This window comes from Geothermobacter hydrogeniphilus (assembly GCF_002898515.1).
In the GTDB taxonomy this organism is placed as follows: domain Bacteria; phylum Desulfobacterota; class Desulfuromonadia; order Desulfuromonadales; family Geothermobacteraceae; genus Geothermobacter_A.
Map to the genome: position 1 here is coordinate 1 of NZ_PPFX01000066.1, position 10116 is coordinate 10116.

Annotated in this window: 9 protein-coding genes and 1 pseudogene; all 10 read right to left on the reverse strand. The window is 59.4% G+C overall.

Annotation, left to right across the window (positions count from 1 at the left end; all coding sequences use genetic code 11):
* Positions 1–53: 53 nt before the first annotated feature.
* Positions 54–344, reverse strand: a pseudogene (gene cas1f / locus C2E25_RS16930) (type I-F CRISPR-associated endonuclease Cas1f); the annotation flags it as partial.
* 647 nt (positions 345–991) lie between these two features.
* Positions 992–1363, reverse strand: a complete 372-nt coding sequence (locus C2E25_RS16935) for a type II toxin-antitoxin system VapC family toxin (protein ID WP_103116894.1) — start codon at positions 1361–1363, stop codon at positions 992–994.
* Positions 1351–1572, reverse strand: a complete 222-nt coding sequence (locus C2E25_RS16940) for a CopG family transcriptional regulator (protein WP_103116895.1) — start codon at positions 1570–1572, stop codon at positions 1351–1353. Before C2E25_RS16940 ends, C2E25_RS16935 begins: the two co-directional genes overlap by 13 nt.
* A gap of 144 nt (positions 1573–1716) precedes the next feature.
* On the reverse strand, positions 1717–2583 hold the full coding sequence (locus C2E25_RS16945; protein ID WP_103116896.1) for a diacylglycerol/lipid kinase family protein: 867 nt from the start codon (positions 2581–2583) through the stop codon (positions 1717–1719).
* Positions 2584–3867 carry an adenosylmethionine--8-amino-7-oxononanoate transaminase gene (gene bioA / locus C2E25_RS16950; RefSeq protein WP_103116897.1) on the reverse strand — a complete coding sequence of 428 codons (1284 nt, stop codon included), beginning with the start codon at positions 3865–3867 and terminating at the stop codon, positions 2584–2586.
* Positions 3868–3949: 82 nt separating this feature from the next.
* Entirely contained in the window at positions 3950–5578 is a 1629-nt protein-coding gene (locus C2E25_RS16955; protein WP_103116898.1) for an ArnT family glycosyltransferase, read from the reverse strand.
* The gene (locus C2E25_RS16960) at positions 5559–5855 is read right to left on the reverse strand and encodes a lipid-A-disaccharide synthase N-terminal domain-containing protein (protein ID WP_103116899.1); all 297 of its coding nucleotides are present in this window, start codon (positions 5853–5855) and stop codon (positions 5559–5561) included. Before C2E25_RS16960 ends, C2E25_RS16955 begins: the two co-directional genes overlap by 20 nt.
* On the reverse strand, positions 5842–6561 hold the full coding sequence (locus tag C2E25_RS16965) for a glycosyltransferase family 2 protein (RefSeq protein ID WP_103116900.1): 720 nt from the start codon (positions 6559–6561) through the stop codon (positions 5842–5844). The genes C2E25_RS16960 and C2E25_RS16965 overlap by 14 nt, the downstream gene beginning before the upstream one ends.
* Positions 6562–6813: 252 nt before the next feature.
* Positions 6814–7377 (reverse strand): phosphatase PAP2 family protein, encoded by a 564-nt coding sequence (locus tag C2E25_RS16970; protein WP_103116901.1) that lies wholly within the window; start codon positions 7375–7377, stop codon positions 6814–6816.
* A 687-nt stretch (positions 7378–8064) separates the two neighbouring features.
* On the reverse strand, positions 8065–10116 hold a 2052-nt coding region (locus C2E25_RS16975; protein ID WP_146033013.1), incomplete at its 5' end, for an efflux RND transporter permease subunit.

Below are 10116 nucleotides of genomic sequence, written 5' to 3' on the forward strand. Positions count from 1 at the left end.
CGGGGTGGTCAATTTTCGGTTAGCACAGGTGGTCAATTTTAGGTTGTCATTACTAGCTCGGTTGCGGTAAAAAGCGGTGTACCACCGCCACCACTGAATCCGACCATTACCCCAGCCTTGGCCAGTTCGCGCATGGCCGCCTGAGTGATAGACGTCCCGGTGCCTAGAAGAAGCGCGGTGGTATTGGCGATGGGGATATTCCAGTACAGCGACTTTTTCCCTTCATCGGTGACATATTCAACCCTCCCGCCATTAAGCAAAACCCGGCAATGTTCAAGGTAATATAGGTTGGCTCGTTTTGAGTGCAGAATGGTTTTCAAATCAGAAGGTGGGATGTTGTCCAAGGCAATCTCCTCAATCTCTTAGTAAATATGACTTACACCAACTCAACTATCGATCTGAACTTGAAGAAAATGGAAGGTCGGTACGCACAATACAAATTAACTCAACTAAGGTTTCCTTGGCATTCTGCAGTTCCTGGCCACAGAGTTCGAAATATTCCCACTGTTGAATATCAGTTGTTCTTTCTTGTCGAGAGTGACGGGATTCGGGTTTTGTTTCAGGGGTGACAGTGCCAACAATCTGGCGCCCACCCGTCGATTTAGGTAGGGATAGAGGTATGTCCCCTCCGCCCCCCCCCCCCCCCCCCCCCCCCCCCCGGCTCTGCCCTCTATTTACCGAGCCTTTGTGTCATAAAAAGTCACAATTGGCAGGGTTGCCCCTGCACCCATTTGCAATAGATTTGGTAACGACCCAAAGTTAAACGTATTTTTTTCGTTCGTCAAAATTCAAGGACACAGGTACGCTTCCAGTGGCGTACTTATTTCCTCCGGATAGACGCGACACGGTGATGGAAGATGTCGGGTTGGGACGTTGGTTGAGGGGACGTTGATTAGCCGTCCGCTTATGGCCGGATCAGCGTATCGGCAACTGCGGCAAGCCATCCATCATGCCGACAGGTGACCGGTCACAAATTCTGCTGGCTGATAACTCAAAGAAGATAGGGCATTCTCACCCCCGGCGCATCGGGCGGGAAGTCCCTGCTGTTGCGGCTGACCAGCAGGGCGTCTTCGCACTGCGCGCCGGCCCAGATGATGGCATCGGGCAGGCGGATCCCGGTCTGTCGCCGGATCTCGACCGCACGTTCGGCGATTTCGGGAGTGACGGGAACCACCTCGAAGCGCGACAGAAATGCCCGGACGGGCGCGTCCTCTTCTGCTGTGGCACCGACCATGACCTCCATCCAGGTGATGACACTGATAAGCAGCCGGTCATGACGATCCAGCTCCTCCCGGGCCTGCTCGATGCCGTTCAGGTAATCGATGAGGATATTGGTGTCGAGCAGGGCCTTCACCGCTGCCACTCCTCGCGCAGCTGATCCTGGTAATTCAGAGCGTCCGTGCTGCGCTTCTTCCACAGGCCGAACGCCTCTTCACAGCCTTCCCCCTGGTGCCGCGCGAGATATTCGGCCACGGCACGCCGGACCAGTTCGGCGCGGGACAGCCCCTGGCGGTCGCTCATCTCGCGGAGTCTTGCAATCTGCGGTTCGGGCAAATCGACAATGGTACGCATTTCAACCTCCACAGGGATATGATAACGTCATCATATATCATCGTTGGTCGGGTGTCTACTCACTGCTTCAGGTCTCTACCCGGAATTGGGCAAATCACCCTCGATGGCATGACGGGCCTGTGGGAAGGGTGGGCCGGGAGATGGTCAGGGCAGGATCATCTGCAGGCAGGTCGAGCCGATGTCAAGATCAAGCGGCGTGTGGCAGAAAAAGTCACCATCGAGCTGAACCGGCACCTGGGGCGATTTGATGCTGATCCGGCGGCAGGAGAAGATCTTCACCCTGCGGGGATCGAGGGGCCGACGACGCAGCAGGGCCAGGGCGTGGCGGAGCAGGGTCCGGCGGTTCCATTGCTGGAACAGGCAGACTTCGAATCGGTCGCTGAAGAGACCGGCCGCGGGGGTGAAACTGAAGGGGCCGCCGTAGAGCCGGGCGTTGCTGATGATGGCTCCATGGCCGCAGAAATGTCCACTGTCGGTTTCAATCTCCAGGGGAAAGGGTGGAAAGCGCAGCAGCGTCTGCAGGGCGCTGACCAGGTAGGCGCCCTTGCCGAGCCGTTGTTTCAGGCCGGGTCGCAGCAGGCGAACCGCCTCGGCATCGAAACCGAGCCCCGCCATCAGCAGGAAGTATCGCTCCCCGGCGCGGCCGAGATGAATCGGCCGCGGTTTTCCTTCGAGCGCCAGGCGGCAGAGGTTTTCCGTTGTTGTCGGCAGGCCGGTCTCCAAGGCGAAGACATTGGTGGTGCCGAGCGGCAGGAACGCGAGCGGCAGATCGCTGCCGACCAGGCCATTGGCGGCCTCGTTGAGGGTGCCGTCGCCGCCGGCGACCAAGACCCGCTGGTAGCGGGACTCCCGGCCCGCTTCGCCGGCCCAGCGTTCGGCATCGCCGGTCGCCGTTGTCTGCGCCAGTTCCACTTCGGCCCCGGCGTCGCGCAGCAGTTTTAACGCCCTGTCGATTCGGGGCCGGGCATCGCCGCCGGCAACCGGGTTGGCGATCAGCAGCAGTCGCATCATTCAATGGATTCCGCTGACGACATCGCCGATGGCGCCGGTCAGGACGGCGAGGTCTGCGGCCGACATGATGTAGGGCGGCATGACATAGACCAGCCTGCCGAAGGGGCGCACCCAGACCCCGCGTTCAACGAATTTCGGCCCGATGTCCCCGAGCTTGACCGGTTGTCGCATCTCGACCACGCCGATGCCGCCGAGGACGCGCACGTCGGCGACCTGCGGCAGCCCCCGGCAGGGGGCGAGGCCGTTTTCCAGTCCCTGCTGCAGGGCGGCGACGCGCTGCTGCCAGGGGGACTGCAGCAGCAGCCGCACGCTGGCGGCGGCGATGGCGCAGGCCAGCGGGTTGGCCATGAAGGTCGGGCCGTGCATGAAGACCCCGGGGCTGCCGGAGGAGAGGGTTTCCGCCACCAGGGCGGTGGTCAGGGTGGCCGCCAGGGTCAGGTAGCCGCCGGTCAGGGCCTTGCCGAGACAGAGGATGTCGGGGCTGACGCCGGCGTGCTCGCAGGCGAACAGCCTGCCGCTGCGGCCGAAGCCGGTGGCGATCTCGTCGGCGATCAGCAGCAGCTCGTACTGGTCGCAGAGGGCGCGCACCCGGCGCAGGTACTCGGGGGCGTAGAAGCGCATCCCCCCGGCCCCCTGAACGATCGGTTCGAGGATAATCGCCGCCAGCTCCGCGTGGTGCTGCTCGACCAGCCGCTCCAGCTCGGCGATATCGGCGTTATCCCATTCTTCGTCGCTGCGGCATCGCGGCGCCGGGGCGAACAGGTGCCGCGGCAGCAGGTTCGACCAGATGCCGTGCATGCCGGTGTCGGGATCGCAGACCGCCATGGCGCCGAAGGTGTCGCCGTGGTAGCCGTTGCGGATGGTCAGCAGGCGGTTCTTCTCCGGGCGGCCGCAGCTGTACCAGTATTGCAGCGCCATTTTCAGCGCCACCTCGACCGCGACCGAGCCGGAGTCGGCGAAGAAGACATGCTGCAGCGGATCGGGAGTGATCTCGACCAGCAGCTGTCCCAGTTCGGCCGCCGCCGGGTGGGTCAGGCCGCCGAACATGACGTGGGCCATCTTTTCCAGCTGGGACTTCGCGGCGGCGTTCAGTTCCGGCACGTTGTAGCCGTGGATCGCCGACCACCAGGAGGCCATGCCGTCGATCAGCTCGCGGCCGTCGGCCAGTTTCAGCCGGACACCCGAGGCGGCCACCACCGGGAAGACGGGCAAGTCACTGTTCATCGCGGCATAGGGATGCCAGAGGTGCTGCCGGTCGAAGTCGATCCAGTTCGGGGCGGGCATGGGGTCGCAATCTCCCTTGGGACAGAGGTCGCGGACAGTATACGCGAATTGTACGGTTCGCGGAAGATGCTCCACCGGAGGTTCAGTCGGCGGCGGGGGCTTCCGGTGTCGTCCGGCAGAGGTAGGCGCTCTTCTTGCGTTGGAGGAAGACCGGTTCGCAGCGTGTGGCGTAGGTGCCGGTGAAGGTGTCGATGGTGCCGCTGTTGACGACCACGAACAGACGTTTCCGGCCCGCAAGAAAGGCCTTCAGTGCCGCCTCGTCAGCCGGGTACCAGGGCCGGTAGCTCGCTTCGGTCTGGAACTGCGTCTCCCGCACCACCCCGGGACCGGAGACGGCCAGCTTGTTGCGGTAAAAGGAGAGCGAGGGGAGGAAGTTCCGGTAGACCAGAAGGTCCAGCTTCCGTTGCGGGTCGATCCGGTTCATGGCGGTGGCCATCTGTTCATAGCCGCGCATCTGCGGGGCGGCGATACCGACGCCCCAGATTCCGACGCTGGAAAAAAACAGCAGGAACCCGGCCAACCAGCCCCAGTAACGGTCTGTTGTCCGCTGCCGCCAGGTCATCACCAGCAGGCCGCCGGCGACCAGCGCGGCAGCCAGCAGCCACGGCTTCTGCCCTGCCAGGGGCGGATAGAACCAGCCGGCGGCGGCGAGGGCCGGGGCGACCGGGGCCAGGATGAGAATCGCCAGCGCGCGCAATCGAGACATGCTGAGTTGTTCAACGGCCGCGGCGGTCAGTATCGCGGCCATGCCGTAGAAGGGTAGCACGTAAGTGGCGTGCTTGCCCTTGGCCAGGGAAAAGACCAGCAGCGGGGCGACGATATAGATCAGGCTGGTCTTCAGCCGCGGCGCCAGGCTGCGCCAGTTGCCGAGTCCGCGGAGGAAGAACAGGATGTAGGGGAAGAACGTGGCCGGGAAGATGTAGAGGAAATACCAGGGCGGCTGGTAGCGGTGGAAGCGGTTGGTAACCACCCGGTCGACCGTCTGCACCTTGAGAAAATAGTAGAGCAGCCCGGGATTTTCCACCGCCACCAGCAGATACCAGGGGAGCGCGACCAGCGCGAAGGCCGCGACGGCCAGAGCGGTCTCCTTCCAGCTGAAGATCTTCCGGTGTTCAGGATCCCAGAGCTTGGCCAGCAGCGCCGGCAGCAGGGTGAAGAGCAGGATGATCGGCCCCTTGGTGAAAAACCCGAGTCCGAGGAACAGCCCGTAGAGCAGGGCGTTGCTCCAGTGACGTCGGTCATAGAGCTGGCGGAACAGTGAGTACTGGGCGGCGAGGGTGAAACAGGTCAGGTAGATTTCCGTCGAGGCGAGTCGCGAGACGGTCAGAAACATCAGTGACGAGCCGAAGATCGTCGCGGCGATCAGGGCCGGTATCTGTTTCTCGAAAAACAGCCTGGCAATGCGGTAAAGGAAGAAGACCGCCAGACCGGCGGCCAGCACGCCGAAGAACCGGGCCCCGAAGTCGTTCATGCCGAACAGCTTGTAGCCGGCGGCGACGGACCAGTAGGTCAGGGGCGGCTTGTGAAAGTGCTTGATGCCGTTGTAGTAGGGTTCGAGGTAGTTGCCGGTGACCACCATCTCGCGGGCGATCTCGGCATAGCGTGCCTCGGTGCTCTCCATCAGCGGCATCGTCCCGGCCGGCAGGAGCAGCAGCAGGATGTAGCCGGCGAACAGCAGCAGCAACAGGCGGTTACTGATTTTTTTCGGCATGCGCCTGCTTTTCCTTACGTTCCCGTGAAATCAGGTAGAGATTGCGCAGATAGATGCTGAAGCCGGTCGACTGGCCGACGATAAAGACCAGATCCTTGCGGATGATGGCGTAGACCAGCAGCAGGCTGCTGCCGCCGAGGCTGAAATACCAGAAGGCGGTCGGAATCATGCTGCGCCTGTGTTTCTCAGAGTACAGCCATTGCACCAGGAAACGCATGAAGAAGAGCGCCTGCCCGGTGAAGCCGAGAACCAGGATCGCTCCTTCACCCTTGGTCATGTCGCTCTCCGATCTCGATGTTCAGATGGCGTTTCTGCATCCAGCGCACGGCGATGACATCGTAGAAACCCTCGATGCCGCGGCGCAGGTTGGTGTATTTCGATTCCCCGTGCAGGCGGGGGCGGTGATTGACCTTGACCTCCTTGACCCGGGCGCCTTCCAGGCGCATCAGGGTCGGTAGGAAGCGGTGCAGGCCGCGGAACATCTTGATCCGTTTGAGCATCTCGGCGCTCATCACCTTGAGCGAGCAGCCGGTGTCATGGATGTTCTCGTTGGTCAGCCAGTTGCGGAAGCCGTTGCCGATACGGCTGCCGATCTTTTTCGACAGGGAGTCCTGGCGATTGTAACGCCAGCCGGTCACCATGTCGTAGTCGCCGTAATAGCGCAGCATCTCCGGCAGGTCGGCCGGGTCATTCTGCAGGTCGGCATCCATGGTGACGATCACATCTCCGTCGGCGGCCTGGAAACCGGCATAGAGGGCGGCCGACTGGCCGCAGTTGCGGGCAAAGCTGAGGAAGCCGACCTCGGGATGTTCGGCGGCCAGGGCGCGGATCAGCTCCAGGCTGCCGTCGCTGCTGCAGTCGTCAACGAACAGGACCTGGAAGTCAACCGCCAGCGGCTCGGCGACCGCGGCGATCTGCTGCCAGAGTTCGCCCAGGTTCTCCTCTTCGTTGTAGACGGGAATGACAAAGGAAATTTTTTTCATGGATGGTCCCAAGGTTCCGCCGAAGCTCGCATCGGCCTGTTTTTAGCCGCCCTTTCAGCCGCAATAGATACGGCACCCTGAAATACAGTCGCCGCGGCTCAGGTATGGTACTACTTGCCGAATTGCAAACGTTACAGCTTTCGCCGGTTGCGGTCAATAGTTCCTGAATGAGAAATGGGAGATCCAAGCCAGGCAGTTGACCATATGGGAAGTTGGCCAGAGGTGGATGGAGATGAGCAGTGCATGATCGCTTCACCACTGGCCACTGATTGCCAGTCGCTGGGAATCGGGAGTGGCGACGACGGAAATCTGTAGGTTGTGATAGGGCGTCGTGAAAAGCCAACTGCTCAGGTAGCCGATGCCTGCCCCTGCAAGGACATCGACCACATCATGTTTATCCGATTCCCCTTCGACCCGACTCCAGCCGACATAGGTGGCCGCCAGGTAGGCCGGCACCCCGTAGCGCCAGCCATAGCGTCTCTGGATGAAGGTTGCTCCCTGAAAGGCCGAGGAGGAGTGCCCCGAAGGAAAGGACTGTCCTCCGTGCCCCTCTGGTCGAGGTTTGTCGATGCTGTATTTCAGTGCCAGGGTTGTGCCCAGGTTGACAGCGAAAGATTTCAGGAACTGCTTTTGTCCTTCACCGTCATGCAGGTAGAGAGCAGCAGAGAATCCCGTCGCTGGAAGCAGGACCTGTAGCACGTCTCCGGCGGTTTCGAAGCTGCTCTCGCCTGCGGCACAAGGACGATTTCCCACGAGCAACAGCGCCCAGAAGAAGACGCCTGCGCGCACTAATGCCGGACCAAGCTTTCTTATCATCGAGCCATCCTTTATTTTCTTTGCCCCTCCCGCGGGTTAACCATTGCCCCCAAGGCTAACAGGCAATCCTTAAGGTTGCCTTAAGGAGATGTCGGCTATCTTCATGCTGGCTTAAGACTTCTTGGCTAGGCTGTGGGTGCCGGTAACGACCATTGATTCCATCAGGTTTTCTGTTGCCGGACCGAGCGGTGGATAAATGTTCGGTCAAACCCCGGATCTCCCGGTTTCGGTGCATGGAGCTTGGGTACATGGCCTGGTTCTCTGACTCCGCAGACCCGGGACCCTATTTGCGATAGCGTATTGTCACGTGTTGGTTGCCATCCCTTTCAGGCAACAAGTTCGACAACCTGGATTGGTGATCGGAGCTCAATAGCCTGGCCTGCACGCCCCCTGTCAACGCGTTGCTACCTCCCTTACGGAAGGCCAACGAGGCTGTAGAAAAACCTTGCCGCCTATTGTGATTGAAAAAATGGCTTCGAAATTTGCTCTCAGATCGATTTTCTTTGTTCGTCGAATGGTTTTGTCATCCTAGATATTCGGCAATTGTTCTATCTATGAGGTTTTTCTACAACCTCAACGCATGACTCGGGGGCATGGTTGGTCGCAAGCCTTTGCCATGTGGCGGACTTTCACCGCCCGATCTGTGATGGCTTTTACTGGCGCTTTCAGTCGGACCCCTTTGTTATTTTATTTCCATTGGTTTGAAAGAAAGGTCCTAAACACGGGAACCAGAACCAGGGTGGCTACGGTGGATGATAAAAGCCCCCCGATAACGGTTATCGCAAATGGTTGAAAAATTCTCGAACCAACAGCAGGGTTCACCGCAACCGGGATCAAAGCGAAAATTGTAGTTATAGCCGTCATCAGGATCGGTCGAAGACGGATGGAAGCGGCTTCCTGGAGCGCAGCGGAGATCGTATGCCCGGCGCTGATCTGTCGATTGGTGTAATCAAGCAGCACAATTGCGTTGTTGACAGCGATGCCTATGAGTGTGAGAGCTCCCATGCCTACAGAAACGTCCAGTCCGACCTGGGTGACCGCAAGAAGCACGATTGCTCCAACAAGAGCGACAGGAATGGTCACCAGGATGATAAGTGGCTGTAAAAAGGAATGAAATTGCATAGCCATGATGAGATATATCAATATTGCAGCCGCCAGCCCGATCAGGATGAAGTCCATTATTGTGCGCTGGAGAACCTGGTACTGGCCGGTGAAGGCGATACTGTATCCATCCGGAAGGGAGATGGACGAAAACCTCTGCTGAAGCCGACTCACGGCGGCAGAAATGCTCCCATCCACTTCAGCCAGAACGGTGATTTCACGCTCTCCGTTGAGGCGCGTTACAGCCGCAGGCAGATGCGTAATTTGAATATTCGCCACTGTTTTAAGTGGTACGGTTTGCCCCGTTGCCGTAGGGATGCTGAGTTCTCTCAGCCAATCGATCGTGCTGTCTGAAGGGACATTGCTTTTAACCAGAACCTGCACCTGTTGTCGCTGGTGAAGGATGATTGTAGCCTGAACTCCAAACCGGGCTGCCTGAATCGTTTCATAAACATCAGCCGGAGCAAGGCCGAAGCGAGCCAAATCAACCGGATTCGGCCGGACAATGATCTGAGGGCTCTTGATCTTTGTGTTGTTCACAATGTTGGCAATCGTTGGGTCTTGCGCCATGACCTTTTCAACTTGGCCGGCCAAAGACACCAATTCATCCATGTCGGGGCCGAAGATGGTCACGCCGAACATGGCTGGGAGGCCGGAGAGGCTCTCGTCCATCTTCTCCTGGGTCGGTTGATGATACAAAATAGCCACACCAGGTATTTTGCTATAGGAGGCGCGCAAATGGTCGAAGATCTGTTCTACGGTAAAGTGGCGCTTGGGGCGAGGAACAAGTTTCATGACCATCTCGCCCTTGTTGACGCCTTCGATCTGGAATCCACTCGCCGGTGAGCCAGTGCGGCGTTGAACGGTTTCAATATCAGGTTGAGCGAGGGCGGTACGCTCCAGGATATTGCCGATGCGATTACTTTCCTGAAGCGAGGTACCAGGCGGCATGACGTATTCGATCAGAAGGGCTCCCTCGTCGATTGGCGGTAAAACACTGATCGGCCCCAGCCATGCGGCAAGCCCCCCCAATCCAAGCATCATAACGCCCGCAATCACTGTCAGGCCCCGGTGGGCGATAGCAAAATGAAGCGTCTTCCGCAGGCCAGCGTCGACACTGGTTAATAGCCGTGAACCGGCAGCACGTTGCGGGCTGAGCGAGCCGATGCGACCGAACATCATCGGCACGAACGTCAAGGAGACGATAAGCGAAGCCAGCAAAGCCACACTGACCACCAGTCCGAATGGTCGCACAAAAAGGCCTGCTATCCCTCCGAGAAAAAGCAGGGGCGCAAATGCGGCCACCGTAGTAAAAGTTCCCGAGGCATCCGGTCCCGCGATTTCCGCTGCCCCATCCAGGCTGGCAGACTGACGTTCTCCCGTTGCCTGTAGATGTCGCACCACGTTTTCAGCCACCACAATGGCATCGTCGACCACCATGCCGACAGCCAGGGTGAGCGCCGAGAGGGTGATCACATTGAGAGTCTGTCCGAATGCCTGCATCAGCGCAAGGGTTGCCAGCAACGTAATCGGAATGGTGGCAGTGACGATCAAGGTTGCCCGCACCGTTCCCATAAAGAAAAAAGCCTCGTCCGCAGAATCTGTGGGTAGGCCGATATAAAAATTAGAGCATTGCCC

Bases quoted from the DNA above. Each gene is read 5' to 3' on its own strand.
- C2E25_RS16940 (WP_103116895.1), bottom strand. From the start codon at position 1,572: ATGCGTACCATTGTCGATTTGCCCGAACCGCAGATTGCAAGACTCCGC.
- C2E25_RS16945 (WP_103116896.1), bottom strand. From the start codon at position 2,583: ATGATGCGACTGCTGCTGATCGCCAACCCGGTTGCCGGCGGCGATGCC.
- bioA (WP_103116897.1), bottom strand. From the start codon at position 3,867: ATGCCCGCCCCGAACTGGATCGACTTCGACCGGCAGCACCTCTGGCAT.
- C2E25_RS16955 (WP_103116898.1), bottom strand. From the start codon at position 5,578: ATGCCGAAAAAAATCAGTAACCGCCTGTTGCTGCTGCTGTTCGCCGGC.
- C2E25_RS16960 (WP_103116899.1), bottom strand. From the start codon at position 5,855: ATGACCAAGGGTGAAGGAGCGATCCTGGTTCTCGGCTTCACCGGGCAG.
- C2E25_RS16965 (WP_103116900.1), bottom strand. From the start codon at position 6,561: ATGAAAAAAATTTCCTTTGTCATTCCCGTCTACAACGAAGAGGAGAAC.
- C2E25_RS16970 (WP_103116901.1), bottom strand. From the start codon at position 7,377: ATGATAAGAAAGCTTGGTCCGGCATTAGTGCGCGCAGGCGTCTTCTTC.